At 70.1% G+C, this 26,514-nt stretch carries 28 protein-coding genes; 8 read left to right on the forward strand and 20 right to left on the reverse strand.

What is annotated here, in order from left to right; all coding sequences use genetic code 11:
* Window positions 1-23: 23 nt before the first annotated feature.
* Both GTO19_RS03170 and GTO19_RS03175 read right to left on the reverse strand, forming a co-directional pair.
* The gene (locus tag GTO19_RS03170) at window positions 24-1,325 is read right to left on the reverse strand and encodes a sorbosone dehydrogenase family protein (protein ID WP_291018510.1); all 1,302 of its coding nucleotides are present in this window, start codon (window positions 1,323-1,325) and stop codon (window positions 24-26) included.
* Entirely contained in the window at window positions 1,322-1,690 is a 369-nt protein-coding gene (locus GTO19_RS03175) for a hypothetical protein (protein ID WP_291018512.1), read from the reverse strand. The genes GTO19_RS03170 and GTO19_RS03175 overlap by 4 nt, the downstream gene beginning before the upstream one ends.
* Before the next feature lie 139 nt (window positions 1,691-1,829).
* Here GTO19_RS03175 and GTO19_RS03180 point away from each other — a divergent pair, with 139 nt between their 5' ends.
* Window positions 1,830-2,564, forward strand: coding sequence for a cytochrome c oxidase assembly protein (locus GTO19_RS03180; protein ID WP_291018514.1), 735 nt, complete (start codon window positions 1,830-1,832; stop codon window positions 2,562-2,564).
* On the forward strand, window positions 2,561-3,223 hold the full coding sequence (locus tag GTO19_RS03185) for a cytochrome b/b6 domain-containing protein (RefSeq protein WP_291018516.1): 663 nt from the start codon (window positions 2,561-2,563) through the stop codon (window positions 3,221-3,223). The genes GTO19_RS03180 and GTO19_RS03185 overlap by 4 nt, the downstream gene beginning before the upstream one ends.
* Here the strand turns inward: GTO19_RS03185 and GTO19_RS03190 are convergent.
* Window positions 3,147-3,791: a c-type cytochrome gene (locus tag GTO19_RS03190; RefSeq protein WP_291018518.1), complete on the reverse strand. Its 645-nt coding sequence runs from the start codon at window positions 3,789-3,791 to the stop codon at window positions 3,147-3,149. The genes GTO19_RS03185 and GTO19_RS03190 overlap by 77 nt on opposite strands.
* On the opposite strand from GTO19_RS03190, the gene GTO19_RS03195 reads away from it, so the two are divergent.
* From GTO19_RS03195 to GTO19_RS03205, 3 genes are read left to right on the forward strand one after another with little or no spacing between them, the layout of a single operon-like run.
* On the forward strand, window positions 3,775-4,173 hold the full coding sequence (locus GTO19_RS03195; protein ID WP_291018521.1) for a c-type cytochrome: 399 nt from the start codon (window positions 3,775-3,777) through the stop codon (window positions 4,171-4,173). The genes GTO19_RS03190 and GTO19_RS03195 overlap by 17 nt on opposite strands.
* On the forward strand, window positions 4,136-5,113 hold the full coding sequence (coxB, locus tag GTO19_RS03200; RefSeq protein WP_291018523.1) for a cytochrome c oxidase subunit II: 978 nt from the start codon (window positions 4,136-4,138) through the stop codon (window positions 5,111-5,113). Before GTO19_RS03195 ends, coxB begins: the two co-directional genes overlap by 38 nt.
* Window positions 5,110-7,695 (forward strand): cbb3-type cytochrome c oxidase subunit I, encoded by a 2,586-nt coding sequence (locus GTO19_RS03205; protein WP_291018525.1) that lies wholly within the window; start codon window positions 5,110-5,112, stop codon window positions 7,693-7,695. The genes coxB and GTO19_RS03205 overlap by 4 nt, the downstream gene beginning before the upstream one ends.
* Before the next feature lie 105 nt (window positions 7,696-7,800).
* Here GTO19_RS03205 and GTO19_RS03210 read toward each other — a convergent pair whose 3' ends face one another.
* The 4 genes from GTO19_RS03210 to GTO19_RS03225 all read right to left on the reverse strand — a co-directional run bounded on the left by GTO19_RS03210 (window position 7,801) and on the right by GTO19_RS03225 (window position 9,758).
* A complete protein-coding gene (locus GTO19_RS03210) occupies window positions 7,801-8,205 on the reverse strand; it encodes a GFA family protein (RefSeq protein ID WP_291018527.1) in 405 nt (134 codons plus the stop codon).
* Window positions 8,202-8,699 (reverse strand): SRPBCC domain-containing protein, encoded by a 498-nt coding sequence (locus tag GTO19_RS03215; protein ID WP_291018530.1) that lies wholly within the window; start codon window positions 8,697-8,699, stop codon window positions 8,202-8,204. Before GTO19_RS03215 ends, GTO19_RS03210 begins: the two co-directional genes overlap by 4 nt.
* The gene (locus GTO19_RS03220; protein WP_009515320.1) at window positions 8,683-9,039 is read right to left on the reverse strand and encodes a helix-turn-helix transcriptional regulator; all 357 of its coding nucleotides are present in this window, start codon (window positions 9,037-9,039) and stop codon (window positions 8,683-8,685) included. Before GTO19_RS03220 ends, GTO19_RS03215 begins: the two co-directional genes overlap by 17 nt.
* Window positions 9,040-9,134: 95 nt before the next feature.
* The gene (locus tag GTO19_RS03225) at window positions 9,135-9,758 is read right to left on the reverse strand and encodes a TetR/AcrR family transcriptional regulator (protein ID WP_291018540.1); all 624 of its coding nucleotides are present in this window, start codon (window positions 9,756-9,758) and stop codon (window positions 9,135-9,137) included.
* Between the two features lie 71 nt (window positions 9,759-9,829).
* On the opposite strand from GTO19_RS03225, the gene GTO19_RS03230 reads away from it, so the two are divergent.
* A complete protein-coding gene (locus tag GTO19_RS03230; RefSeq protein WP_291018542.1) occupies window positions 9,830-10,459 on the forward strand; it encodes an NAD(P)H-dependent oxidoreductase in 630 nt (209 codons plus the stop codon).
* Here GTO19_RS03230 and GTO19_RS03235 read toward each other — a convergent pair.
* Window positions 10,444-11,109: an NAD(P)H-dependent oxidoreductase gene (locus tag GTO19_RS03235; protein ID WP_291018545.1), complete on the reverse strand. Its 666-nt coding sequence runs from the start codon at window positions 11,107-11,109 to the stop codon at window positions 10,444-10,446. The two genes, GTO19_RS03230 and GTO19_RS03235, sit on opposite strands and share 16 nt — an antisense overlap.
* Window positions 11,110-11,154: 45 nt before the next feature.
* Entirely contained in the window at window positions 11,155-12,420 is a 1,266-nt protein-coding gene (locus GTO19_RS03240; protein ID WP_291018547.1) for an SGNH/GDSL hydrolase family protein, read from the reverse strand.
* 106 nt (window positions 12,421-12,526) lie between these two features.
* Here GTO19_RS03240 and GTO19_RS03245 point away from each other — a divergent pair, with 106 nt between their 5' ends.
* Window positions 12,527-13,408: a LysR family transcriptional regulator gene (locus GTO19_RS03245; RefSeq protein WP_291018549.1), complete on the forward strand. Its 882-nt coding sequence runs from the start codon at window positions 12,527-12,529 to the stop codon at window positions 13,406-13,408.
* Between the two features lie 6 nt (window positions 13,409-13,414).
* Here the strand turns inward: GTO19_RS03245 and GTO19_RS03250 are convergent, their stop codons facing one another.
* The 6 genes from GTO19_RS03250 to GTO19_RS03275 form a co-directional block, all read right to left on the reverse strand.
* Window positions 13,415-13,876, reverse strand: a complete 462-nt coding sequence (locus tag GTO19_RS03250) for a carboxymuconolactone decarboxylase family protein (protein ID WP_291018551.1) — start codon at window positions 13,874-13,876, stop codon at window positions 13,415-13,417.
* Window positions 13,877-14,031: 155 nt separating this feature from the next.
* Window positions 14,032-14,721, reverse strand: a complete 690-nt coding sequence (locus tag GTO19_RS03255; RefSeq protein ID WP_291018552.1) for a glutathione S-transferase family protein — start codon at window positions 14,719-14,721, stop codon at window positions 14,032-14,034.
* 47 nt (window positions 14,722-14,768) lie between these two features.
* Window positions 14,769-16,745, reverse strand: a complete 1,977-nt coding sequence (locus GTO19_RS03260; RefSeq protein WP_291018554.1) for an AsmA family protein — start codon at window positions 16,743-16,745, stop codon at window positions 14,769-14,771.
* Window positions 16,746-16,938: 193 nt separating this feature from the next.
* Window positions 16,939-17,922, reverse strand: coding sequence for a tripartite tricarboxylate transporter substrate binding protein (locus tag GTO19_RS03265; protein WP_291018556.1), 984 nt, complete (start codon window positions 17,920-17,922; stop codon window positions 16,939-16,941).
* 35 nt (window positions 17,923-17,957) lie between these two features.
* Window positions 17,958-19,229, reverse strand: coding sequence for a DUF1254 domain-containing protein (locus tag GTO19_RS03270; protein ID WP_291018558.1), 1,272 nt, complete (start codon window positions 19,227-19,229; stop codon window positions 17,958-17,960).
* 11 nt (window positions 19,230-19,240) lie between these two features.
* Window positions 19,241-20,443: a CaiB/BaiF CoA-transferase family protein gene (locus GTO19_RS03275; RefSeq protein WP_291018560.1), complete on the reverse strand. Its 1,203-nt coding sequence runs from the start codon at window positions 20,441-20,443 to the stop codon at window positions 19,241-19,243.
* Window positions 20,444-20,559: 116 nt separating this feature from the next.
* Between GTO19_RS03275 and GTO19_RS03280 the strand changes: the two genes are divergently transcribed.
* On the forward strand, window positions 20,560-21,507 hold the full coding sequence (locus GTO19_RS03280; protein WP_291018562.1) for a LysR substrate-binding domain-containing protein: 948 nt from the start codon (window positions 20,560-20,562) through the stop codon (window positions 21,505-21,507).
* A gap of 7 nt (window positions 21,508-21,514) precedes the next feature.
* On the opposite strand, the gene GTO19_RS03285 is transcribed toward GTO19_RS03280, so the two are convergent.
* The 5 genes from GTO19_RS03285 to GTO19_RS03305 all read right to left on the reverse strand — a co-directional run bounded on the left by GTO19_RS03285 (window position 21,515) and on the right by GTO19_RS03305 (window position 26,447).
* A complete protein-coding gene (locus GTO19_RS03285; RefSeq protein ID WP_291018564.1) occupies window positions 21,515-22,033 on the reverse strand; it encodes a DUF1579 domain-containing protein in 519 nt (172 codons plus the stop codon).
* Window positions 22,034-22,302: 269 nt separating this feature from the next.
* On the reverse strand, window positions 22,303-22,596 hold the full coding sequence (locus GTO19_RS03290) for a type II toxin-antitoxin system RelE/ParE family toxin (RefSeq protein ID WP_291018566.1): 294 nt from the start codon (window positions 22,594-22,596) through the stop codon (window positions 22,303-22,305).
* Window positions 22,597-22,863 carry a type II toxin-antitoxin system ParD family antitoxin gene (locus GTO19_RS03295; RefSeq protein ID WP_291018568.1) on the reverse strand — a complete coding sequence of 89 codons (267 nt, stop codon included), beginning with the start codon at window positions 22,861-22,863 and terminating at the stop codon, window positions 22,597-22,599.
* A 57-nt stretch (window positions 22,864-22,920) separates the two neighbouring features.
* A complete protein-coding gene (locus GTO19_RS03300) occupies window positions 22,921-24,159 on the reverse strand; it encodes a PepSY domain-containing protein (RefSeq protein WP_291018571.1) in 1,239 nt (412 codons plus the stop codon).
* A complete protein-coding gene (locus tag GTO19_RS03305; protein WP_291018573.1) occupies window positions 24,159-26,447 on the reverse strand; it encodes a TonB-dependent receptor in 2,289 nt (762 codons plus the stop codon). The genes GTO19_RS03300 and GTO19_RS03305 overlap by 1 nt, the downstream gene beginning before the upstream one ends.
* Window positions 26,448-26,514: the final 67 nt, after the last annotated feature.

Raw genomic sequence — 26,514 nt, forward strand, 5'->3', positions numbered from 1 at the left:
TCGTCGGGAAGGAGCGCCGCCCGCTAGCGCCCCGGCGGCCTCACCCGCCATACGGTGTTGGAGAGATCGTCGGCGACGATGACGGCGCCCTTGGGATCGAGCGTCACGCCCACGGGGCGTCCCATGGTCTTGCCGTTCGCCTGGAAGCCGGTGACGAAATCCACCGGCGGGCCGCTGGGCTTGCCGCCCGAGAACGGCACGAAGATGACCTTGTAGCCCACCGGCGCCTGGCGGTTCCAGCTGCCGTGCAGGCCGATGAAGGCCCCTTCGGCGAACGGGGCGGGCAGGCCCGCCTGCGAGAACGCCAGGCCCAGCGGCGCGGAATGCGACTGCAGTGCGTAGTCCGGCTTCACGGTGGCTTGCACTTTCTCGTCGTCACCCGGCCGGATGCGCGGGTCCACGTTAGGTCCCCAGTAGGCATAGGGCCAGCCATAGAAGGCGCCTTCGCGCACGGAGGTCAGGTAGTCCGGCACGAGGTTGGGGCCCAGCTCGTCGCGTTCGTTGACAACGGCCCACAGCTGCCGTGTGTTGGGCTCGAAGGCCAGGGCCGTGGGGTTGCGCAGGCCGGTGGCGTAAGGCCGCACGGCACCGGTGGCGGCGTCCACCTGCCACACCAGGGCGCGGTTTTCTTCGACGGCCATGCCGCGCTCGCCGATGTTGCTGTTGGAGCCGATGCCCACGTAGAGGAACCGGCCCTCGGCATCGATGGCGAGCGCCTTGGTCCAGTGGTGGTTCACGGCCGAGGGCAGCGGCGCGACGGTGGTGGGCGCCGCAGCGGCCTGGGTCTGGCCGTCGGTGTAGTCGAAGCGCACCAGCGCGTCCTGGTTGGCGACGTAGATCCTGCCGCCCGCGAAGGCCAGGCCGTAGGGGGCGTCGAGGTTCTCCGCGTAGACCCAGCGGCCTTCGTAGGTGCCGTCGCCGTCGGCGTCTCGCAGCAGCGTGAGCCGGTCGCCGCCCTTCACAGATGTGTTGCCCCTGGCCTTCAGGATGCCGGCAATGAAGTCCTTGGGTGTCAGCTTGGGTGCGTTGCCGCCCCGCCCTTCGGCGACGAGGATGTCGCCATTGGGCAGCACCAGCGTCTGGCGCGGAATCTTCAGGTCGGTGGCGATGGCCTTGATGGTCCAGCCTTGCGGCACGCCAGGCTGGCGGCCCTCCCAGCCCGCAGGCTCCGCGATCCCCATGTCGGGCAGCAGGCCCCGCTGCGGCGCCGGCAACTCGGGGTTGGGCCCATACTGGCCCGGGCCCGGCAGGGTTTGCGCCATGACATACCCCAGAGCGGAGACCAGGGTGACCACGGCGCCGCCGGCGATCAGTGCGGCATTCATGCGTTGCTCCGGCGCCAGCCCGCCAGTCCCATGCCCCCGGCGACGGCCGCCAGCACCAGCACCACGGCCGACAAGGCCAGGCCGGTGGGCATGGTGGCCGCGGCGTCGCGGGCGTGCACCAGGGCGTTGATGAAGCCCACAACGAAGGTGGCGAGCAGGAGCAGCCAGTGGACCAGGCCTTCGCGCCCTCGAAGCAGGAGCACCAGGGCCCACAGCATCGCCAGGCCGACGAGCACCAGGGCACCGGCGATCAGCCAGGACGAGAAATTGATCCACTGGGGCTGGAAGCTGCGGCTGTAAGCCCAGTCGCTGAGGAGCGCCCCGAGAAACAGCGGCAGCGCAGAGGTGGCGATGACGGCGTGCATGCGGCCTTGTTGGCAAGTGCGGTTCCCGGCGCCAGGGGCGCCGAGGCAGCGCGGCATGTAAAAGTTGCGGCAAAACGCGTTCCCACGGGCGCCGCGCCAGGGGCGCAGAGGGCGGGCAAGCCGCGTGCCATGCGAACGCATGGACGCAAGGCAACGCTGGATTCCCTATTGCGGCGAGGCGCCCGGCCCGGACGCGTGGCTGGGCCGCTGGAACCTCGACCCGGTTCTGCTGGTGGCGCTGGCGCTGCTGGCCATCGCGCTGTGGTGGCCCAGCACCCGGCCGCGCACGGCGCTGCGCCGGGCCTGGTGGCTGACGGTGCTGCTGTACGTCTCGCCGCTGTGCGCGCTCAGCTCGGCCTTCTTCACGGTGCGCGTGGTGCACCACATGGCGCTGGTGCTGGCCATTGCCCCGCTGCTGGCGCACGGCCTGGCACCACAGGGGATGGCGTTGCGGGCGCCCCTGTGGACGAGCACGGCCATCGCCACCACGGTGTTCTGGCTCTGGCATGCGCCCGCGCCCTACGCCGCGGCGCTGTCGTCGGACGCGGTGTATGCGTTGATGCAGTTGTCGCTGCTGGGCAGCGCCACCCTGTTCTGGCTCGCGGCGCGCCGCGCACCGCCCGCCGCCGCGATCGCGGCCATCCTCGTGGCCATGGTGTTGATGGGCCTGCTGGGCGCCTTGATCCTGTTCGCCGGGCAGCCGCTGTACGAGCCGCACCTCGCGTCCACGCTGGCCTGGGGCGTGTCGCCGCTGGAGGACCAGCAGCTCGCCGGCCTGCTGATGTGGGCGCCGGGCAGCCTGGCCTACCTGGCCGCGGCCATCGGCATCGGCTGGCGCTGGTTGCAGGCCGAACGTGGGCTGCGTGCCGCATGAACCTCGTCCAGGCCATCGAATGGGCCGAGGGCCACCACCGGCGCGGGCTGTACACGCCCATCGGCGTGGCCTTCCACTGGGTGATGGCGGCGCTGATGATCTTCCAGCTCGGCTATGGCTGGTACCTGGGCTGGCAGCCCGTGGGTGGCGACAAGTACCTGGGCTACCAGACGCACACCGAGGTGGGCCTCACCATCATGCTGCTGGGCACCCTGCGCTTCCTGTGGCGCAGCCAGATCGGCACGCCGGAAAACGTCGACGAGCACTCGTTCGCCGGGCGCGCCAGCCACGCCATGGAGGTGTGGTTCTACTTCAGCTTCTTCGCGCTGCCGATCAGCGGCTGGGTCATGTGGTCCACGCTGCCCAGCGACCTGCCGCTATCGATCGCGGGTGTCATTCCGTTTCCCAGGCTGCCCTTCGACCAGCTCTCCGAGCAGTTGCAGTTCACGCTGATGCAGGGCGCGTCCCGGGCACACGAATGGATCGTCTGGATCACGGCCCTGGCCATTCCCGGTCACGCGGGCGCCGCGGTGCTGCACTACGTGGTGAAGCGCGACCGCGTGCTGCCTTCCATGCTGGACCTCAATGGACCGCAGGCGCCGGGCGTGGTGGGAGCCGCGCCAGAAAACGGCTCAGTTCCTCCACCTCCGTCCCGCTGAGCGCTTGCGCCACCTTCAACATCTCATGGTTCCCGTCATTGCGCCGCTTCGACACCTGCCAGTCCTGCAACTGCTGGGCCAGGTAGAAGGCAGGCTGGCCGGCGAGCGGCGGCCCCTGCGGCGTGCCGGTGCCATCGGCGCCGTGACATTGCTGGCAGGTGCGCGCGTACAGCGCGGGGGCTTGCGCGGCGGGCGCCGGCCCCAGCGGGACGGGCAGGGCCGCGTAGTGGTTCGCCACCCGCACGCGCTCGTGGCTGTCCAGGAAGCGCGCCACGTCGCGCATCACCGCGTGCGGGCGCAGGCCGAGGGCGTAGTCCTCCAATTGCTTTTGCAGGTAGCCGGCCGGCAGACCGGCCAGCCGCGGCGCATCGAAGCCGTTGCCCTCGCCGCGCGCGCCGTGGCAGCTGACGCAGGCATAGCGCGCCCCGCCTTCACCGCCGCTCATCGCGATCAACTCGCCGCTGCGGCCCCAGCGATCGTCGCTGGGCGACATCCGGTCGGTGCAGGCGGCGAGCAGCGTGAGCAGCAGAACGCAGAGAGACGGGTGGCGCATGGCAATTGACTTCATGGCAAGGCGCGCGCCAACCCTGGGCCTGAGCGGCCTGTTCGCGGTGCTGCTCGCCGCCTGCGACGGTCCGCCGGACCGCACGCCGACGCTCAGCGACGCCGACGTCCAGCGCGGCCGCCAGCTCGTCACCGACAAGGGGTGTGTCGCCTGCCACAGCTTCCCTGATGTGAAGTGGCCGCGCGGCGGCCTCGGACCGTCGCTGGAGCACTTCGGCCGCCAGGGCCTGATAGGCGGGCGCCTGCCCAACCAGCCCGGCGTGCTGATGCGGTTCGTGCGCAACGCACCCGACCACTTGCCCGGCACGGCCATGCCGGCCATCCCCATGACCGACCAGGAAGCCCGCGATGTCGCCGCCTACCTCCTCCAGCTCGAGCCTCGCTGAGGCCCTGTACGGCTGGCCGCCGCCGGTGCTTGACCCGGCCGGCCCGTTCTCCCACTCGGTCACCACGCTGTCCTGGGTGCTGATCGGCCTCGTCACGCTGATCTTCATCGGCGTCTGCGCGGCGATGTGGGTGGCGCTGTATGGCAGCGACGCCTTGCGCGCGAAGCTCGGCGGCGAACGCGTGGTCAAGTGGTTCGGCCTCATCATCCCGGCCGGTGTGCTGCTGGTGCTGCTGGTGTGGGGGCTGCTGATGGTGCGCGGCCTCTCCACCATTCAGGGAGACGAGCTGCGCCTGCGCGTGTCCGGCAACCTCTACTGGTGGCGTGTGTCCTACCTCGACGCCGAGGGGCGCGAGATCCACGCGGACGCCAACGAGCTGCACATCCCGGCGGGCCGGCCGGTCGTCGTGGAGATGGTGTCGGAGGACGTCATCCACAGCTTCTGGGTGCCGCGGCTGGGCGGCAAGATGGACATGATCCCGGGCCGCACCAACCGGCTCAAGCTGCAGGCCGACGAGCCGGGCAGCTACGGCGGACAATGCGCCGAGTTCTGCGGCGGCGCGCACGCGCTGATGGGTTTCGTCGTCATCGCACACGAGGAAGCGGACTGGCAGCGGTGGATGCAGCAGCGCCTGCAACCGCCCCCCACCCAGTCCAGCGTGGAAGCCCTGCATGGCCAACGCTTGTTCAACGAACTGGGCTGCGCCACCTGCCACCGCGTGGCCGGCACCGACGCGCAAGGCACCGCCGGGCCGGACCTCACGCACATCGCCTCGCGGCAATCGCTGGGCGCCGGCATCCTGCCCAACACACGCGCCACGCTGATCGGCTGGATCGCCGACAGCCAGTCGATCAAGCCCAACAACCGCATGCCGGCCTACCGCTCGCTGACGGCGGATGAGCTGAACGCATTGGCCTCCTACCTGGAAACCCTGAAATGACACGCACCGCCACCCCGGGCGTGGAAGGCGCCGTGCGCGACCCCAGGGCCTCCGAGACCGGCTTCGACACCCGCCTCTACGAGCGCTTTCCCACGCAGGGCGGCCGCCCGGCCGGCGAGCTGGAGGCACTGCAGAAGGCCTGGGAAACGCCCCGTGGCTGGCGCGCGTTCAGTGCCGTCAACAACAACTTCGTCGGCTTCCTGTTCATCGTCACGGCCTTCGGCTTCTTCGTGGCGGCGGGCGTCCTGGCGCTGGTGATGCGCGTGCAACTGGCGGCGCCCCTGGCCGGCGTGGTGCCGCAGGAAACCTACAACCAGCTGTTCACCATGCACGGCTCGGTGATGATGTTCCTGTTCGCCGTGCCGGCCGTGGAGGCCATCGCCGTGCTGCTGCTGCCGCAGATCATCGGCGCGCGCGACCTGCCCTTCCCGCGCCTGTCGGCCTACTCGTACTGGGCCTACGCCATCGGCGGCACCGTCTTCTTCTGCTCCATCTTCTTCAGCCTGGCGCCGTCGGACGGCTGGTTCATGTACCCGCCGCTCAGCGCGGGCGTGTACTCCAAGGGCATCAACGCCGACTTCTGGCTGCTGGGCATCGGCTTCATCGAAATCAGCGCGATCGCCGGGGCCATCGAGCTCATCGTGGGCGTGCTGCGCACGCGCGCGCCGGGCATGACGCTGGCCCGCATGCCCATCTACGCCTGGGCCATCCTGATCTTCGGCGTCATGATCATCCTGGCCTTCCCCGCCATGATCATGGTGACCTTCCTGCTCGAGCTCGAACGCGCCTTCAACTGGCCGCTGTTCGACGCCACGCGCGGCGGCGACCCGCTGCTGTACCAGCACCTGTTTTGGTTCTTCGGCCACCCGGACGTCTACATCATCTTCATCCCCGCTTCGGCCATGGTGTCGACCATGATCGTCACCGTCGCGCAGCGCTCCCTGGTGGGCCACGAGCTGGTGGTGCTGGCGATGATCGCCACCGGCTTCATCAGCTTCGGCGTCTGGGCGCACCACATGTTCACCGTGGGCCTGCCCGGTGCGTCGGCCGGTTATTTCTCGGCGGCGTCGATGGCGGTGGCCGTGCCGGCCGGCGCGCAGGTCTTCGCCTGGATCTGCACCCTGGCGGCTGGCAAGGTGCAGCGCCACGTGCCCTCGCTGTTCCTCATCGGCGGCGTGCTGATCTTCGTGATGGGCGGGCTCACCGGCGTCATGGTGGGCATGGTCGCCTTCGACGGGCAGGCGCACGACACCTACTTCGTCGTCGCGCACTTCCACTACGTGCTGATCGGCGGCATGGTCTTCCCCCTGCTTGCCGGCTTCTACTACTGGACGCCGATGATCAACGGCCAGCGCCTGTCCGAGCGCCTCGGCCGCTGGGTGTTCTGGCTGGTGTTCACCGGCGTGCACGTGACCTTCCTGCCCATGCACCTGACCGGCCTGATGGGCATGCCGCGGCGCGTGGACACCTACCTGCCCGGCCGCGCCTGGGACCTGCCCAACCTCATCTCCACCGTGGGCGCCTTCATCATGGCGGCCGGCGTGCTGCTGTTCCTCGTGGACGCGGTGCGCTGCTACTGGCGCCACAGCGGCGCGGCCGGCGCCAGGGCGCGCAACGCCTTCAACGGCGGCACGCTGGAATGGCTGTCGGCCGGCAACCACGGCCTGCGCTCCATCCCGGTGGTGAGCGACCTGGAGCCGCTGTGGGCCGATCCGCAACTGGCCGCCGATGTGGAGGCGGGGCGCTACTTCCTGCCCGGCACCGCCACCGGCGCGCGCGAGACGCTCATCACCAGCCCCACGCGCGCCGAGCCGCAGTACGTGCAGCTCATGCCGGGGCCCTCCTGGCGGCCGCTGCTGGGCGCCCTGTTCACGGCCGGCGCCTTCCTGCTGCTGACCGTGAAGGCGCTGAGCCTGAGCGCCGCCTGCGCGGTGCTGGCCGTGGTGTTCCTCATGCGCTGGGTGTGGAGCAACGACCGGCACATCGATCCGCCCATCGTCGACGCGGGCGGCGGCATCCACTTGCCCACCTACGTGGCCGGCCCGCAGGCCCACGGCTGGTGGGGCGCCGTGCTGCTCTGCGTCACGCTGGGCATGATTTTCCTGATGGCGGTCTTCGGCTACCTGTACCTGCACGGCGCGCACCCGGACTGGTGGCGCGTCCCCGCGCCTCGCGGGACCTTGCTGCCCGGTCTGGCGCTGCTGGGCGTGGCCGCCGGCAGCGCCTACGCCGCCCGCCCGCTGATGGCCAGGTTCAAGCGCGGCAGCGGCGCCAGCGCCGCGGCGATGGCGCTGAGCGCGCTGTGCCTGGCCGCCGCGCTGGCCGTGGACGCGCGCGACTGGTGGCAGGCCGGCCTGCGCGGTGATGCCAGCGGCCAGGGCGCGTCGGTCTACGCCATGTTGGCCTGGCACGGCAGCGTCGTCGTGGCGGTGGTGCTGTCGGCCTTCTACTACGCGCTGCGCTGGATGCGCGGGCTGGCCCCCGGCCCGGCCAACAAGACGCTGGAGGCGCTGCGCATCCTGTTCCTCTACGCCACGCTCGAGGGCACGGTCGGGCTGCTGCTGCCGCGTGTGCTGCCGTGAGGTGAAGGGGCCCCGACGCGAGCGGGCGCCGCAGACCCCCATCAGGGCGCGGGCCGCCGGGATGGCCTGGCTTTCTTCTGCCGAACGGCGGAGATGCGTCGGCGCTTACAGCAGCGCCGCCTCCGCGGGCACCTGGTCCCACCGATCCTGTCGCCCGTTCTCATGCACCATCGGCGCAGCCAACAGATCGTCCAGCAGAACGTCCTCGAGGCACGCCACGTTGACCGCGTAGAAGCGGCCACCCAACTCCGCGAGCTCCCCCTCCCCGAACGGCTTGATGCCACAGTGCGCGCAGAAGCGATGCCGGATCGAGCCCGAGCCGAACCGATACTCGACAAGCGAGGTATCGCCGGCCAGCAGCTGGAAGTCCGTGGCAGGCACGATCGCCTTCCAGAAACGTCCCTTCCAGCACATCGAACAATTGCAGCGGCTGGTGCCGATGTCCAGGTCGACCTCACAACGCAAGCGCACCGCGCCGCAGTGGCAGCTGCCGTGGTAGGTCCGCCTCATGGCCGCGCCTCCCGCGCCTGAACTGCCACCAGAAACTCCACCAGTCGATCCAGGCATTCGGCCCAGCCGCTCGCGTGGCCATCACGTTCCGATGGCGGCAGTCCTGTCTGGCGGAAGCGGATGCGCGTGGCGTCGGGACCTTCCTGCAGGAAGTCAACTTCCACCAGTGTCAGTGGGAAAGCTTCCCCGGTCCTTTCCCAGGCGAAGGTGAACACCAGGCGATCGGGTGGCGTGATCTCGCGGTACTGTCCGCCCTGCCAATAGTCCTCTGCGCCCGGCGAACGGATGCAGATGCGCCAACTGCCGCCCGGTCGGAAATCCATCTCGCACGAGGCCATGCTGAAGTCGCGACCCTGCTCGTCGCGCGGGCCCCACCATCGTGCGAGATGCCGAGGCGAGGTCCAGACCTCGAAGGCGAGCGCACGCGGCGCCTTCACCACGCGCTCGATCACCACGGACTGCCCACTGGACTGCAGATCAGGCTTTGCGCCCATGAGACTTCTCCTTTTCAGTCACGTTCAATTCGTCGAGGTAGTTGGCCATCCGGTCGAAGCTGTCTTCCCAGAATGGGCGGTAGTGCTCCAGCCATCCCGCGGCCTGCGCCAACGGCGCGGCCTGCAGCCGGCGCGGCCGCCACTGCGAATGACGGCTCTGCTCGACCAGCCCCGCCCGCTCCAGGACCTTCAGATGCTTGGAGATCGACGGCAGGCGCATGTCGAAAGGCGCCGCCAGTTCGTTCACCGTGGCCTCCCCCTGCGACAGCAGCGCCAGCAGTGCCCTTCGGGTAGGGTCCGCAAGCGCGGCAAAAGTCAGGCTCAGCGGGTCATCGAGCATGGTGTTTTTAGTTTTCCAAATGGCTAATTAGCCCGTAGGCTAAGTAAAGTTCGAATTCTTGTCAACCGGGCGCATGCTCTCGAATGGGGAGCGCCTCACGAGGGAGTGCCTGTCCGCTGCCGCATCACCATCGCCTCGATGGTGTCGCGCAGCTCCTGCTTCGCCTGCGCCGGCGAGATGTCTCCCACGGCGGCGGCATAGGACAAGGCGTCGGCGGCGCCTTGCATGGCGCGCAGGCCTGCGGGGGTGATGTCCTTGCCAGGCGCGAAGGGTGCCAGCAGCTCGCGGCATTTGTCGAGGAACACGGTCTCGCTCTCCCGCTTCAGCACCTCCAGCTCGGGGGCGCCCGCCAGCGCGGCACGCACGCCCGGGAGTTCGCGCCCCTGGGCCAGCACGCAGTCCACGTAAGAACCGGCGATCACGGACGCGCGGCTGTCCAGGTTCGGTTCGCTGGCCTGCAGCGCCGCGTCGATGAGTGCGTGTTGCTGCGTGTCGAACTCTTCGTACAGCGCCGCCAGCAAACCGTTGCGCGTGGCGAAGTGGTCGTACACGACGGGTTTGGCCACGCCCGCCTGCTCGGCCAGCGAGCCCAGGGTCAGTGCGTCGCTGCCCGCCTCGCGCACGATGCGCCACGCGGTCTCGATGAGTTGGCGGTAACGCTCCTGCCGCGGCAGACGCTGCCGAGGGCCGTCGGCGCGAGGAATCCCGCGTTTCTGCATGGTTATATACCAAACGTAGGTTAATGAATATACTAAAGGTAGCAAGCAACTTTACCAGCAGGAGCCCAGACATGCATGCCCTCGTCGTCGTCGCACACCCGCAGCCCGGATCGTTCAGCCACCGCGTCGCGCGCCGCGTGGCCGACGGCATCGCCCAGACCGGCCACACGTCCGAGATCGCCGACCTGGCCGCGGAAGGCTTCGACCCCCGCTTCACCGCACACGACCACGCCGTTCACAAGGACCTTCTCTCGCCCTCCTCTGATGTTCTGCGCGAACAGCAGCGCATCGACGGAGCCGACGCGTTGGTGCTGGTGTATCCGGTGTACTGGTGGTCCTTCCCGGCGCTGCTGAAGGGCTGGATCGACCGGGTCTTCTCCAACGGATGGGCTTATGAGGAGCGCGCAGACACCGGGCTCGTGAAGCGATTGGGCCATCTGCCGGTGCACCTGGTGGCCATCGGCGGTGCCTCGGAGCGAACCTACACGCGCCGTGGCTACTTCCAGGCCATGAAGACGCAGATCGATCTCGGGATCTTTGACTACTGCGGCGCACGCGTCGCCGCGTCCACGTTTCTGCTGGCTGGCGAGGACGTGCAGGAACAGGCGCAACTGCAGGCCGCGCAGACCCTGGGTGCCGCCGTGTTTTCAGGCAGCGGCCCAGTGGCGCCGCAGACGGCCAAGGTTCAGGCGTGCGCGTGAGCCACGTCCACGGCCAGTTCGCTGGCCAAGGCCTTCGCGGCGTCCGTGGCGGCCTGCAGCGAATCGCGGTGTCGCTGATCGCCGAACTCCTGGTATTCAATGGCCACGTGGTGCATGTCGTGCGCCGCGACGCCGAGGTAATGCGCGCAAGTTCGCACGTGCGGCTCAAGATGCTCCCACGCTTCGCGCAGGCCGCCGGCCTGGAACGCGAACTCGCCTGAGGCGGACAGCAGCACCAGCTTCTTGCCAGACAACAGCGGCGACAGTGGCCAGGTCTTTTCGCTGCGGTCGAAGTGGAACGTGCGGTTGATGCGAATCACCTGGTCGAACCAGGCCTTCAGCGCGGCGGGCATGCCGTAGTTGTAGCGGGGCGTGGCGATGACCACGATGTCCGCCTGCGCGAGTTCGTCGATGGCGGCGTCCGAGTAGGTCAGCACGGCGCGCTGGTCGGGCGTGCGCTGGCCTTCGGCGGTGAAACACGCCGCGATCCAGGCTTCGGTCAGCAAGGGCGGGTGCTCGATGCCGACGTCGCGTTCGACGATCGCGTCACGCGGCCGCAGGGCCTGCCAGCGGGCGACGAATGCATGGGCCAGTTGCCGTGACAGGGACCGCTCGCGGCGGGGGCTGGCGTTGATGACAAGTACGTTCATGGGGACTCTCTGGATGGGGTGGTGGAAATGCCTTGGATCAGGGGTTCACTCATGAGCAGGCCCGAGCAACGCACGCAGGTCGATGCTGTCGGCCATGGCGCGGTAGCCGTCGTCACCGGGATGCAGGTGATCACCTGAATCGAAGGCCGCGCGCAGGCGGGTCGGGCGGGACGGATCGCGCGCCAGCCGATCGAAATCGACCACGGCATCGAATGCGCCGGCGTGCCGGATCCACTCGTTGAGCTGTTGGCGCAGCGCGTCTTTCTCGGGGCTGAAGTGGCCTTCCAGCGGCGTGCCCTTGAGGGCGTCCTCGAACGGCATGAGGGTGGCGCCAATGACCCGAACGCCCCGCAGGTGCGCCCGCTCCACCAGTTGGCGCAGACCCTGGGTGAGGCTCGCCAGGGTCGGGAGCGCCTCGTCGGGTGCAAAGGCACCGCCGGGCCAGCCGATGTCGTTGGTGCCGAGCAGCACGATGACCGAGCGCACGCCCGGGTGTTGCAGCGCGTCGCGCTCCAGCCGGGCCAGCGCGCTCTCCCCCATGCCCGGGCGCAACAGGCGGTTCCCCGAAATGCCGGCGTTCAACACGGCCACGCCCTGCGGGGCGAGGCGGCGCGCCAGAAAGTCGGGCCAGCGCCGATCCGCACCGGGCGTGGACCCGTTGCCGTCGGTGATCGAATCGCCCAGCGCGACCACTGCCACCGGCGCGCGCGCGGCTTCGACCATGACGGCGGAGAGGAAGGCGCGCGTTGCCAGCGTCTCGCCACGCTCGCCGCTTTCAGCGGCTGCACGCCCGGCGACGTTGCCCGGCAACAGCAGCGTCTGATCGCGCGCGTCCCAATGGAAGCCCGCGAGCGGCGTGCGATCGGGCAGGTAGAGGTCCACCTGCAGGCGCGCGCCCGACGGCACGGCCACGGCGATCGGGTCACTGACCGCCTTCGCGCGCGCCGCGACGGAGATCTCCTTCGATCCCTGGAAGCGGGCGTATGCCCCTGCGCCTGATGCACCGAGCCCGACATGCGCGCTCGCCACCTTCAAGGGCGAGCGCCCGTATTCATTGCTGACCACGAGGCGAAGGCGTTCGCCGCCGACGCTGATGCGCAGGTGCTGCCGCAGGGTGACGTCCTGCAATTGCCGGGGCATGCCCAGGGGCAGCGCGAACCCGCTGTCCCACAGGGGCTGGGCGGGTGCGATCCAGCTCGTGGCCCACTGCGCGGGCTCAGTGGAAGCGGTGAATGGCGGGCGGGCGAACGACAGGGCGGCAGCGCCTGCGAGAAGCAGTGCGAGACCGATGCGTGTGACGAAACGTCTCATGGAAATTCCGTGTGGATGGATGGAAGTGCAGTGACTTTCCGGTATTCCCTATGAGATGCGAAGTGGAGAAAATGGAAGAAGCCCTCTTCTGAATTGGAATGACTCTATGGACAGGCTCAAAGCCATGGGCGCCTTCGTGCGCGCCGTCGAACTCGGCAGCCTCTCGGCCGCCGCGCGCGAGATGGCGACCACGCAACCGACCGTCAGCAAGCTGGTCGCCTGGCTGGAGCGGGAAGTGGGCGCCAGGCTGCTGGAGCGCAGCAGCCAGCGCGTTCTGCCCACGGAGGAAGGCTCGCGCCTGCTCGTGCACGCGAAGCAACTGCTGGAGGACTACGAAGAGGCGCTGGCCGACATGGCGAGTGGCGTGCGCGAGCCCCGCGGGCTGGTGCGCCTGTCGGCGCCGGTGGCGTTGGGCGAATTGCGTCTCAGCGCCTTGGTGCTGGAGATGTTGTCGACGCTGCCGCAGCTGGAGGTGGAGCTCTTGCTGGAGGACCGCTTCGTCGATCCGGTCGAGGAGCGCATCGACCTCACCGTCCGCATCGGCGGCGTGCTGCCCGCCGATCTGGTCGCGCGGCCTCTGGCGGTCTGGCCACGCTACCTGGTGGCCTCGCCCGACTACGTGCGTCGCAAGGGGCGGCCACGGCGGCCGGGCGATCTGAGCGCGCACGAGTACCTGCGCTACGCCGCGAGCGACGAGGTGCTTCACTTGCGCAGCGGCAGCGAGAGCGCCGCGCTGGAACTCGCTTCGCGCTACCGCGTCAACAGCGCGATCGCGCTGCTGGACGCCGTGCAGTCGGGCGCGGGCATTTCGCTGCAGCCCTGCTGGATGGTGGACGAGGCCTTGCGCCGGGGGACGCTGGTGCGCCTGCTGCCCCGGTGGACGGGGCCGGCGCAAACGGCGCATGTCGTGCATGCGCCGCGCCGCCGGCTGCCGGCCCGCGTGCAGGCCGTGATGGACTACCTGGTGGACGCCGTGCGGCGCTGGTAGTGCGGCTCACTCCACCGCGTAGGGCGTCTCGGGCACGGGCATGTGAAAGCTCGCATTGAGCATGTTCCACGAGCGGATCGCGCCGACCTGGAACGTGAGGTCCGCGATCTGAGCATCGCTCAGGTGCTGTCGGATGGCGCGGAAGTCTTCGTCGCTGGGCGTTCGGTGCGGCACGGCATTCACGGCCTCGGCCCAGTTCAGGGCGGCGCGCTCGGCGTCGCTGAAGAAGCGGGTGGCCTCGCGCCAGCCAGCCACGGCGTTGACGTGGCGCGGCTCCATGCCTTCCTTGAGCAGTTGGGCCCAGTGCATATCGATGCAGAACGCGCAGCCGTTGATCTGGCTGATGCGCAGGTTGACGATTTCGCGCAGCCGCATGTCCAGGGTGCGGCCAGCGGCGTGGGAGAACTGGGCGCCGGCGCGGGCGGCGTGGGGGGCGAGTGCGTGGTAATCGAGTCGCGGTGCGGACATGGGGGGCTCCTGTGGTGTGAAAGGGATGGGAACACCCCTTAGACGGCCCGGCCCATCGGTTTGTGACAGAGGGCGCAACGATCGTCGGCGTGCGCGCCGGCACCAAGGTAGCGGGCGCGGCCAGCGGTACCCATTCACCCTGACCCGCCCGCGCCTCAGTCGACCTCGGGGTCGTAGAAGCGTTTCGACAGGCCCGCGCGCCCGGGATAGAAGCGGAAGTACGGCCGCGCGTCGTCGATGGTGCGCGCCACGGACGAGTGCTCCATCAGCCGCTCGAAGTACGCGGCCAGTCGGGTGTGTTCGGGCGCCAGGGGCACGTAGGTGACGGCGTAGAACAGCGCTGGCGCGGCGGCGCAGTCGGCCATGCTGAACGTGTTGGCGGCCACCCAGGTGCGCCCTTCCAGGTGTTGGTCGATCATGGCGTAGGCCGTCTTCAATGCCTCACCGGCCCGGGCCACGCCGGACGGGTCGCGCTGCGCCTGCGGACGCAACAGGTTGGCCGTGAAGGCCTGCATCGGCGTCATCACGTAGAGGTCGAACAGACGGTCCCACAGGCGCACCTGCAGCGCCTGGTCGGGGTCGTGCGGGATGAGCGTGCGGCCCGGCCGGGCGTGGTGGCGCTGCAGGTGCTCGATGATGATGCTGGTCTCGGGTATGGGCCGGCCCTGGTCGATCAGCAAGGGCATCCTGCCGGTGGGCCACAGCTTGAGGAAAGCCGCGCGCTCTTCGGGGTCGCCCAGGTTCAGCACACGCTTGTCCACGTCGATGGCGAGGTGGTCCATTGCGATGAGCAGCTTGTGGCAGTACGAGGACAGCGGGTGGTAGTGAAGGGTGAGCGCGGACATGGGGCGGGTGGAGGGCTTGCGGTTCGCGAAACCACCATGCTCGCAGATCAGCGTTTTTTCTCAAGCGGCGCCGCCACCTTCGGATCGCACGGATCCCCCTCTTCCTTCTGCCCCCGCTCCACCAGGGGAATCACCGCCGCCGCCGGCCCCGCCGCTGCGCCCAGGGCAATGGCGCCAATGACGCGCCCGGCGAGCTTGCGGCCTTCGATGCCGATGTCCGGATCGCCCAGCGTGCCGGCGACCGTGACAGGCGTGCGCAGCGACAGGGGCGACCAGTCCTTGGGCTGCGTGACCACGCGCAAGGCCAGGGACTCGTCCTTGAGGTCGACCTGGCCGCTGATGCGCACGGTGCTGTCGCGGTTGTCGAGCACCGCCAGCCGGGGCTCGACCACGCCGTTGCGGGCGAGCAGGTCGAAACGCGCGCAGCGCAGCGGCAGCGGCTTGTCGCCGGCGATCACCACGCCCAGTGCCTGCGCCAGGTCCAGGCCCATGGCCTCGGTGACGAGGTACGACAAGGTGCCATCCCTCAGCCGGACATCGATGGGGCCGTCGAGCGAGGCGAGGATGTCCGCCGTCGACTGGCCCGCGCCGCGCACATCCAGCCTGGCCTGCAGCACCCCGGTGAGATAGGGCGAGGCCTGCTCGCGCCGCAGGCCGCGCACCCAGTTCGCCACGTCCACGCCGGCGATGTCGAGCCTGGCTTGCCATTGGGCGGGCCGCTCATTGGCGTCGAGGCGGGTCATGCCGCGGATGCGGCCACCGGCCACCTTGGCCTCCAGCTCGTCCAGGCGCAGCACGCCCGCGTTCAGGCGCACGCGGGTCAACAGGTCGCGCAGAGGCGCCATCGCGGGCGTGCCGAAGTCGAGCGTTTCGATGGCGACGCGCACGTCGGCGTCCATCACGGTGAGCGATGGCAGGTCGAAGCGGCGCTGGGGCAGCACGCGGCGCGGCGAGGCGGCGGGTTCGGCGCCCGCGGCTTTCGCTGCTTGCTTCGCTTCGGCTTTCGCGTCGCCAGTCGCCTGGCCACCCGCGCCGGCACGCGCGCCGATGGCGGGGCCCAGGTCGGCAAGGGCGAGCTTCTTTCCCGTCAGTTCGCCGGTCAGGCGGCGCGGTCGCTCGCGCTGGTGGAAGCGCAGGTCACCGGCCAGATGGCTGGTGCCGATGTTGGCGCGCGTGGCCTGCAGGCGCCACACCCCGCCGTCTTGCGACAGCGTGCCACGCAGATCGAAGGGCGGTGTCTGCGGCAGCGTGATGCCCAGGGGCTCGCCCACCGCGGCGAGCGAGCGGCCCTGCAACTCCAGGCCGCCCTGCAGCCTGGGCGTGCCGAGCAAGGCCGCCGCCTGGCCGTCGAACAGCAGGCGCGACGAGGCCACGGTGCCTTCCACGCGCACCGGCACCCAGGGCGCGTCGGTGGCGGTGTCCGGGTCGTGCAACAAGGGCAAGGTGCTGCCCGCATTCACCTGCAGCTTCAAGGGCATGGCGCGGTAGCGGCCGTTGGCGCTGGCCTGGTAGCCGGCGCTCGCGGCCACCTCGGCCTCGCCTTCGCGGCCCCGCAGGCGGATGTCCAGGTCCACGTCGGCCACGGGGTCCTTCCAGTCGATCCGCCCCTGGCCGATGACCAGCGAACCGAATCGCGGCAGTCCACCCAGCGGCTCGGCCTCGGCCTCTTCGGGTTTGGGTTCGCGCGCGCCCAGTTGCCAGTTGGCGCTGCCGTCGTCGACGCGCACCAGGCGCGCGTCCAGGGTGTCGGCCCGCAAGGCCTGCAGGCGCAGGCGCTCGCCACGGCGCCAGCGCCACACGTCGCTCCAGCGCCAGGCCAGCGACACGCCGCGCGCGTCCAGCAGGTGGGGCGCGCCGAAGCGTTCGGCGGAAGCGATGTTGAGGCGCTCGACTTCGACGCGCGGGCGCCACAGCAGGTAAGCGCGAAACCTGCCCTGCAGTTGCACGGGCACCGCGGCGCTGCGCGAGGCCGCGTTCTCGATGGGCTGGCGCAGGAAGGGCCAGCCACTCATTTCGGCGAGCATGAGCCCCACCAGCAAGGCCACCACCGCGGCGCCCGCCCACACAAGGCCACGCCGCCGCCCGTTCATGCGAGCGTCACAGGCCGAGGGGCGCGGCCGGTGCCTGAGGGATGAAACAGACGCGACATTCCGATACGAGGCCCCGGCCAACCCGGGGTTCCGGCTCGGATGTGTCGGTCTGTGTCGGGTGTTTGCGCTATTCCGGCGTGATGTTGGCCGCCTTGATCACCTGCGACCACTTCTTCGTCTCGTTGGCGATGAAGGCCGCGAACTCGGCCGAGGTGCCGCCGCGCACTTGCAGGCCCGCGGCCTCCACCTTCTTGCGCACCTCCGCGTCGCCCAGCACCGCGTTGGTCTCGGCGTTGAGGCGCTGCACCACGGCCGCGGGCGTGCCGGCCGGCACCATCAGCCCGTACCAGCCGTAACCCACCACCGTCGGCAGGCCCGATTCGCGGAAGGTGGGCGCCTGCGGGTACAAGGGCGTGCGTTCTTCGTTGGCCACGGCCAGCACGCGCAGCTTGCCGCTCTGGATGTGCGGCAGCGCGGTGGAGATGGCGGTCAGCGTCGCGTCGATGCGGCCACCCAGCAGTTCGGTGTATGCCGGCGCGTCGCCCCGGAACTGGATCACCACGCCCTGAGCGCCGGCCGCTCGCATCAACAGTTCGGCCGTGAGGTGGGGTGCGGAGCCCGTGCCGGGCGAACCGAAGGTCAGGCCCTTGGGGTTGGATTTTCCGTAGGCGATGAACTCGGCCACCGTCTTGTACGGGGCACTGGCGTTGACGATGAGGAACAGCGGCGCGATGGCCGTGCTGAGCACGGGCACGAAGTCCTTCTTCACGTCGTAGGGCAGCTTGGGGTATAGCGCTTCTCCAATGGCGATCGGCGCCGCCGCGTGCAGCACGGTGTAGCCGTCGGGCGCGGCGCGCGCCACGTACTCGTTGGCAATGCGCGTGCCCGCCCCCGCCTTGTTCTCGATCACCAGCGCCTGCCCCAGGCGCGGCGCCAGGGCCTCGCCGAGCAGGCGGCTGAAGATGTCGTTGGAGCCGCCCGCGCCGTAGGGCGCGATGAGGTGGACGGCTTTGGCTGGCCAGGCCTGCGCGAAGGCGGGCGCGTGCACCACGGGCGCGAGGCCCAGCGAAGCGAGGCTGGCACCGATGAGGTGGCGGCGTTGGATGCTCATGGCTTGTCTCCTGTTGTGGGTAGGGAACGGGGTCTTCAGTCGAGCCGCGTCAGCGCGGGGTAGGCGTAGCGGTGCTCCAGGTGCTCGGCCTGCGGCTGATAGAGCCGCAGCACCACGTAGAACGCTTCGCCCTCGGGCGCGGGCAACCAGTTGTGGCCGGGACCGGGGTCGCTGGCCTGCAGGCGGATGGCGAGGCTGCCGTCGGCGTCGTGCCGCAGGCCGGGGGTGCGGTCGCCGATGGAGTAGCGGCCGATGGGGTTGGCGACGAAGAGGCAGTCGCTGCGGCGGTACATCGTCAGCGACCAGAAGGCACCCACCTTCGGCCCGGCGCCGGGCGCGAATCGCAGCTCGTAGGCGTGCGCGCCGCTGAGCGTTCGCCCCTGCGAGTCGACTTCGGCCGTGGGGTACATGGCCTCGTCGATGCCGAGCGCGCCGATGAAGTTGCGCGCCACGCGCGCGCGGGTCAGCACGTCCTCGCCCCAATGCGTTCGCACCTCCAGTTGCAGGGACCAGCCGCCGCCCAGTTGGCGCGGCTGGTCGCGCTCGCGAAGGATCTCGAAGACGCGCGGCAACTCGCTCGCCACCTCGTCGGCGGGCGGCGGCCAGTCCAGCGATTCGCCCTCGGGCGGCGGGTTGCGTTCCAGCGCCGCGCTCACGGTGTCCAGGTACAGCGCGGCCGACGGCGTGGCCGTGGACCGGCCGTCCAGGCGCGTGTCGAAGCGCTGCGCGGCGTCGCTGCCGTCCAGGCGCGTCATGCGCAGTTGCGCCTGCAGCGCGCGCACGGCCTCGATGTCGCCGGGCGTGTCGTCCACCAGCAGGCGGCCGATGAGCCACACGTCATCGCCCGGCGCGGCGATGACCTGCGACACGCCGGCCGGCACCGGGCCGCGCCAGCGCGGGCCGTGCACCAGCGTGCGCTGGGCGCGGTTGCCGGTGCTGCGGCGGCCCACGTAGGCGAAGGGGTTGGTCCAGGCGTCCAGCAGGCCCAGGGTCCAGTAGCGCTCACCCATGTCGGGCGTGTCGATGAGCACGGGGCCTTGCGAGAGATCGAGCCAGGCGTTGCTGTAGACCGTGTCGTTGTTGGGGCTCACCACCTCGCGGTCGTCGGGGCCGAGCTTGCGGTGCGTGTGCGTGAACTGGTTGACCCAGCGCATGGCCGAGTCGCGGTCCTCGCTGGCGAAGCCCAGCGTGGCGTGGCGGCGCGCGGTGGTGGCGGCGCGCATGCGCATCATCTCGAACAGCGGCAGGGTCTGGATGAGGGCCCGGGTCAGCGCTGGACGCACGGGGGTGTCGATGGTTGAAGTCATGGGGGTGGGCCTCAGGCGATGACACCGTCGCGGCGCAGCGCGGCAATGTCGGGCGCGCTGTAGCCCACCTCGGCCAGCAGCGCGTCGGTGTCGGCGCCGCAGGCGGGCGCGGCCGCAGGCGCCGTGCGCGGCGCGTCGTCGATGCGGTAGGGCAGGCCCAGGGCCTGGTAGCGCGTGCCGTCGGCGCCCACGGCGTCCACGACGAGGCCGCTGGCCGCCAGGTCCGGGCTGTGCAGCACCTGCGCGTAGCCACGCACGGCGCCGGCCACGATCTGCTGGCCCGACAGCAGCGCCACGCACTCTTCGCTGCTGCGCTCGGACAGGCACTCGCGCAGCACGGCGCGCAGCTCGGCGCGGTGGGCCACGCGCCGCTCGTTGCTGGCGAAGCGCGGATCGCTGGCCAGTTCGTGCCGCCCGATGACGCGGCAGAAGCGTTGCCAGTGTTCCTCGGCGTAGGCCGAGAGCACGATGTGGCCGTCGCGCGTGGGCACCACCTCGGCGGCGGGCGCGTTGTGGGGCTGGCCGTCGCCGATGCGCGTGGGCTCGGGGCCACCGCCGAGGTAGTCGGCCCAGGTGGCGGCCTGCAGGTGCATGGCCACGTCGAAGAGCGAGGTGTCGATGCTGGCGCCCTGCCCGGTTTTCTCGCGGCCATACAGCGCCGCCAGCACGGCCTGCGCGCCCAGGTGCGCGGCGGCGGCGTCGATGATGGGCACGCCCACCTTCTGCGGCGCACGATCGGGCTCGCCGGTGACGGACATGAGCCCGCTTTCGGCCTGGGCGGCGATGTCGTAGCCCGGCCGTTCGCTGGAGGGGCCGCGCCGGCCGAAGCCCGAGATGTCGAGGCAGATGAGGCGTGGGAAGTGTTCGCGCAGTTCGCGCGCGCCCAGGCCCAGCTTGTCGATGGCGCCGGGGCGCAGGTTCTGGATCACCACGTCGGCGCGGGCGATGAGCCGCAGCGCGGCCTCGCGACCCGCGTCGCGCTTGAGGTCGAGCGCGATCGAGCGCTTGCCCCGGTTGTAGGCCCGCACCATGGATTCGCCGTAGCGCCCGATGTGGCGGGCCTGGTCGCCGGCGATGGGTTCGATCTTGATCACGCTGGCCCCGAGTTCGGCCAGGGCCATGGCGGCGCCGGGGCCGGCGATGTACTGGCCAAGGTCCACCACGCGCACGCCGGCAAGCGGGGTGGCCGGTGCGGATGTGCCGGTCTGGGTCATGTCGTGCCTGTCTCCTGTGTGGCCCGCACGATAGGTGAGAGCGGCATTCCTGAAAATTGAATAATGCTGATGCCGTGATCACGCCGGGTGATCACCTCTCTGAAGCGATCCGATCCATGACCCAGGGTGTCGACCACCTCGTTCGCCGCCTGCGTCTGCGCCACCTGGAGCTGCTGCTGGCCCTGGCCGACGCGGGCACCATGCGCGCCGCCGCCAGCCGCCTGCACCTGAGCCAGCCCGCCATCAGCAAGATGCTGGCGGAGGCCGAGGACGCGCTGGGCGCGCGCCTGTTCGAACGCAGTCCTCAGGGCGTGCTGCCGACCCCGGCCGGCGCGGCCGCCGTGCACCGGGCGCGCGTGGCGCTGGGCGAACTCGCGCACGCGCGCGACGAGGTGCAGGCCATCCACCGTGGCGCCAGTGCGGTGCTGCGCGTGGGCGCCTTTTCGGTGACGGCGGCCGTGCCCGCCGCGGTGGTGCAGTTGCGCCAGCGAATGCCGGGTGCGGTGGTTCATCTCCACGAAGGCCGCGTGAACGAGCTGATCCAGCGCCTGCTCGATGGCGACCTGGACTGCGTGTTCGGCGCCCTCACCACCGAGACGCTCACGAGCGAGCGGCTGAGCCTGCTGCAATCCGAGGCGCTGCTGGAGGACCGCCTGTGCGTGCTCGCCGCGAGCAACAACCCCCTGGTGCGGCGCCGCCACCTGCGCTGGACGGCCTTGCGCGAAGCCGCCTGGGTGGCGCCGCCGCGCCAGACCCTGGTGCGCCAGGCCTTCATGACGGCCTTCCTGAACGAAGGACAGGACCCACCGGTGCCCGTGATCGAGGCGGTCTCCTCCATCACCATCGGCGCGGTGCTGCGGCTGGACCCTTCCCTGCTCTGCGCGGTTCGCTTCGAACACGCGCGCGACGAGGTGGCGCGCGGCGGCGTCAAGCGCCTGTCGGTGCTGCCCGAGATCCCGTTGCCGCCGCTGGGCCTGTTCACGCGGCGAGGCGCGGTCCAGGCAACGCCGGTGCTGCAGGCGTTTGCGCGGGAGATCCGCAAGGCGGGCGCGCGGGCGACGTAAAGGCCGTTCAGCCCTGCCCTGCCGACGCGGATACGCGGCGGTAGTTCACCTCTACGGCCAGCGCCTCTTCCCCGGCCGGCGTGACGTTGAACATGCGGACGTCCAGGTGCTGTGCGTCGGCTTGCGACAGCTCGGTGCGCCAACCCCAGCGTTCGCCGCCGACGCTGTCTCGGTAGCTGCCCAGCGCGGCGAATCGGCCATCGGTCACCGGGCCCGTGCTGAACATGATCGACGTGCCGGTGCCGAAGCTTTCGCCCCAGGCGCATTCGAAGGCCTGGTTGTCGAGGTGGTAGGCCCACAGTGCGACGCCTTCGAAGGGCTCGCCGCCGCAGCGGCCTTCGTATTCGTGCAGCAAGAAGCGGCCACCGCCCACCAGGCGGATGCGCCCGCGCTGCACCGAGTCCTCGGCCGGTGGCCCGGGCTCGAACCACAGACGAAACCGGCCCTCCCATTCGCCGGCCATGGCCGCCAGTTGGTGGTGCACGCCACCGGGTGCGGCGGAACGCTGAAACGCTTCCTGGCTCATGTGGTCTCCTCGATGGGGGTCTGCGCCGCTGGCGGCCGGCTCCAGTCTGGCGGCAATTGGCGCACACCGCCCGGCGGCACGCCGAAGTGGCGCCCAAGGCGCCGAAGAAGACAACGAGCAGGTGCGGCAGTACGTGCTGGCCAACCACGACAAGGGACCGGCCTTCCCGTCCGACCACCCTCCCTTGCTGTCGGTGCTCAAGGCCAACAGAACCAGGAACGACACGTGACGACCCCAGCGGCATGGGCGATCTCACCCAGGGCCCACCCTCACTCCGCGAACAAGCTGTCGATGTCGCGCGAACCGTGGAGCACGCGCACGACATCAATGCCATCGGGCAGCGCCAGATAGAAGACGGCATACCGTCCGAACGCCAGGCTTCGAATGCCTGGCGCCAATTCGTCCCTGGCACGGCCCATCATGGGCTGCGTCGCCCAAAGGCGCATCTTTCCGTCGAGTCGGTCCACCCATTCATCCGCGGCGACCACGTTGTCTTCGGCGATAAACATCCAGATGTCCTGGACATCAAGCTCGGCCTGTGGCCGCAACAGGACCCGCGGCATCTACTGGCCGGCCGCCTTGGATGAGAGGCGCGCGCGAGCGGACTTCTTGACGGCTTTCGCGTCCCAGGCTTTCGCGGGCCCACTGTCGAGGCCCTTGCGAACTTCGCGGCGAAGCTCGTCGAGCCTGGCCTGCCGAAGGCGGTCATGCTCCTCCATGAGGCGAAGCGCCTCGCGAACGACTTCGCTCGCGGACGTGTAGAGCCCCGAACTGACCTTGGAGCGCACCAGTTCCTCGAGTTGAGGGGTGAGATTGACGTTCATTCCCATGGCAAACCCGCCTTTACTGCGAAAAGGCAGTCTATCAAGGAATGTCAAAGATTGACATCAGGCCCGGCGACCCCGCGCCGCCGCCACCCGCCGCCCCGCCCGCTTCTTCCACCAGATGTACACCCCCGTGCCACTGAGCCCCGCGCTGGCCAGGCCCAGCAGAAAGACCAGCACCTTGAACGGCTGGCCCCACACGTCGGCCATGTGCAGGGCCAGCAGCCAGGTGGTGAAGGTGTCGCCGCCCGATTCGCCGGTGGGCACGTAGCTGCCGAGCAGCGCGCCGGTGGCGGCGTCGAAGTCCAGCGAGGTGATGCCGCGGCGGTCGCGGATGTCGCGGTCGCTGCGCACGCGGTAGTGGAACGTGCCGCGGTGCGGGCTGTAAGACAGGCGCTCCTCGTTGAGCACCTCGAAGCCCTTGTCGCGCGCCACGCCAGCCATCAGCTCGCGCCCGCGCTCAAGGCCGGCGGGCCAGCCCATGGCGGGTTCGTCGCGCGGCACCGGCTTCACGGCCGGTGCGGCGGGGCGCTCCTGCGTGCCGGCGATGGCGTGCATGGCGGGGTAGTAAACGCTGCCCAGGTTGAAGGCCACGCTGGACCAGGCGAAGACGAACATCCAGGCCCACAGCCACAGGCCGCCCGCGCGGTGCAGGTCGAACCAGCGCTTGTAGCGGCCGTGGCTCCAGCGCAAGCGCCAGGCCGGCACCCAGCGGCGCCACCACGAGGCCTTGCCCGGCGACGAGGGCGCTGCCGATCGTGGCAACGTGAGCGCCGCACCCACGAAGCAGTCCAGCGTCCACAGCAGCGCGACCACGCCGAAGACGGTGGTGCCCACCGCGCCCAGCGCCACCTCGTAGTGCAGCCGGTAGATGAAGGGCATGAGGTTGCTCCAGCCCTGCGTGATGTCACCCCAGCGGCGCCCGCCCAGCACCTGCCCGGTGTAGGGGTTGACGAAGACCTCGTCCTCTTCGATGGGCAGGTGCTCGCCGGTGGCCGGGTCTTCCGGGCCGAGGATGAAGAACACGGCCGGCGCGCCGGGCGTGTGCGTGAGCGGCACGTAGTTGACCTCGGCCTCGGGGTGCCGCTGGCGCACGCGTTCGCGCAGCGTCAGCGCCGGCAAGGGCTTTGCGTCGGCGGACGGCGGCTGAACGCGCAGCCACTGCGGGTTGATGGCGGCGTCGAAGGCGTGGTACCAGGCGAGCACCGCGCCGGTGAGGCCGGCCAGCACGATGAAGGCCGCCATCACCAGCCCCACGTACCGGTGCAGCCACACCAGGCCTGCGCGCAGGCGCGGGGGCATCAGAAGCGCAGCGTGGCGGTCAGGCGGAACTCACGCCCCGGCTCGCGCGAGCCGACGATGCCTTCGTAGCCGGGAATGTGCTGAAAGTCCTCGTTGCTGGCGTGGTCCAGGTAGTCCTTGTCGAACAGGTTGGCGATGACGAAGTTGAGCGTGAAGCGTTCGCTGCCCGTGGGGCGCCAGGTGGCGTAGATGTCGTGCACCGCGTAGCCGGGCTTGCGCACGCGGCCCACGGGCGTGTCCAGCGAGTCGATGCCCTGCACGAAGCGGCCGGCCCAGCCGACATCGAGGCGCGGGTTGATCCGCCAGTCCACGCTGGTGGTGAGCGTGTTGCCGATGCTGGCGCCCAGGCCGTTGTGGTCGTAGACGTTGAGCCGCTCGCCGTTGAGCATGGCGCGGTTGTGGTGCAGGCTGGCGCCCAGTTGCACGGCCCTCCAGTCGTAGGTGGTCTGCAGCAGCGCGCCGCGCGAACGCAACTCGCCCACGTTGAGGTAGCGGGCCGGGTTGCCGATGGGGTCGGCGATGGCGTCGCGGATGGTGGTGTCGTAGACCTTGCCGTTCAGGCGCCAGGCGCCCTGCCCGGCCTCGAAGCCGATCTCGGACGTGCGCGCGCGCTCGGGGCGCAGATTGGGGTCGTTGGTGATCGAATCGAGCTTGAAGGCGTCGCGAATCTTGGGCCCGCGCAAGGCGCGGGAATGGCCGGCCAGCAGGGCGAATTGCGGCGTCACGGCGTAGCGCAGGCTGGCGTTGGGGCTGGTGCCGCTGTGCTCCAGCGACAGGCCGTTGGCGTCCCTGAGCGTGTAGCGGTCGTGGCGCGCGCCCACGTCCAGGGTGAGGGCCTGGGTGAGCGTGATGCGATCCTGCACGTACAGGCCGCTGACCTTGCCGTTTTCCTCTTCCGAGCGCGGGTCGGTGGCGGGCCCGGCCGTGCTGCGGTCCTTGCGGTGGTCCAGACCCACGGTGATCTGATGGCGCTCAGTGTGAAAGGTGTTGCGCAGGTCGACACCGGTGGACGCGATGCTGCCCTGGTAGCGGCCCCAGCGGCCGATGACGTTCTGCTCCAGATCGGTGTCGGTCTGGTAGAGGTTGAAGGTCAGGTCGATCAGCGGGTTGGCGGGGCGCCAGGCATAGCCCAGGTTCCAGGTGGTGCGCTCGCTCTGCAGCGGGTAGGCGCGGTTGAAGCTGCTGGGCACCCACTGCGGGCGCTGCGAACGCTCGCCTTCGTCCTCGTGGCGGTCGTAGCTCAGGCGCACGGTGTGATCGGGGGTGAGCCTGCCCACGAGCTTGAAGAAGCCCAATTGCTGTTCCGAGCCCGTGGTGGCCACGCGGCGGCCGGCGCCGTCTTCGTAGTCCTTGAAGTCCTGGTCGGTGAGCGCGGCCAGGGCGGACCAGTCGTCCGTCAGACGACCGTAGACGCTGCTGTGCAGCTTGAAGCCGTCCGAGTTGCTGAAATAGCTGCCCTTGAGCATGGCGCCCACGCGCTGGCCATCGCGCAGCAGGTCTTCCGGGTCCTTGGTGACGAAGCGCACCGCGCCGCCCAATGCACCCGGGCCGGCGGTGGCGTCTCCCGTGCCGGGGCGCACCTCCACTCGCTTGATGAGCTCGGGCTCGAGCTGCACGCGACCGGTGTGGTGGAAGGCCTGCGCGGCCTGCCCGGCGCCGTCGATGGTGACATTGAGCAGCGTGTCCTCGATGCCGCGCAGGTAGATCTTCTGCGCCACCGAATGGCCACCGCCCACGGCCATTTCGGCCTGGCCGGCGAACATGTCCTCCAGGTCGTTGGCGGCGGTGCGCTCCAGGGTGCGCGCGGTGACGATGCCGGGCTCCACCGGCCCGGGTTCACCGCGGAGGCGGAAGGTGCCGGGGGCGTCGTGTTCGGCCACCACGTTCACCTCGCGCAGGGTGCGATCGGACGCCGGTGCGGCGGAGGCGGGCGGCGCGGCGCGCAGGACCACGCCGCCGCCCTCCTCGCTGGCCGCGAGGCCGCTGCCGGCCAGCAGGCGCTGCAGGGCCTCGCGCAGGCTCATGGTGCCGCTGAGCGCGGGCGCCGTCTTGCCGGCCACCAGGTCGGCGTTCACCGAGATGGCCACGCCGGCCTGACGCGCCAGCGCGTTGAGCGCCTGGCCCAGGGGCTGCGCGCTCAACGAGAAGGCCTGAGGCCGGGACAAGGCCGCGTCGGGCGCGGCGCTCTGGGCGAAGGCCTGCGAAGCCTGCAGCGCGGCAAGCGCTGCGGCGCAGGCCAGCACGGTGGCGGGCCAGCGGCGGGGCGAAGCAGAGGGGGAACGGGGCATGGGAAACGTCCTTTCAGCGGCTTGGTTGCCGTGAAGACGCGGCCTGCCCCGAACACCGGACAAAAAT

The sequence above is a fragment of the Hydrogenophaga sp. genome (genome assembly GCF_011772445.1).
Taxonomy (GTDB): Bacteria; Pseudomonadota; Gammaproteobacteria; order Burkholderiales; family Burkholderiaceae_C; genus Hydrogenophaga.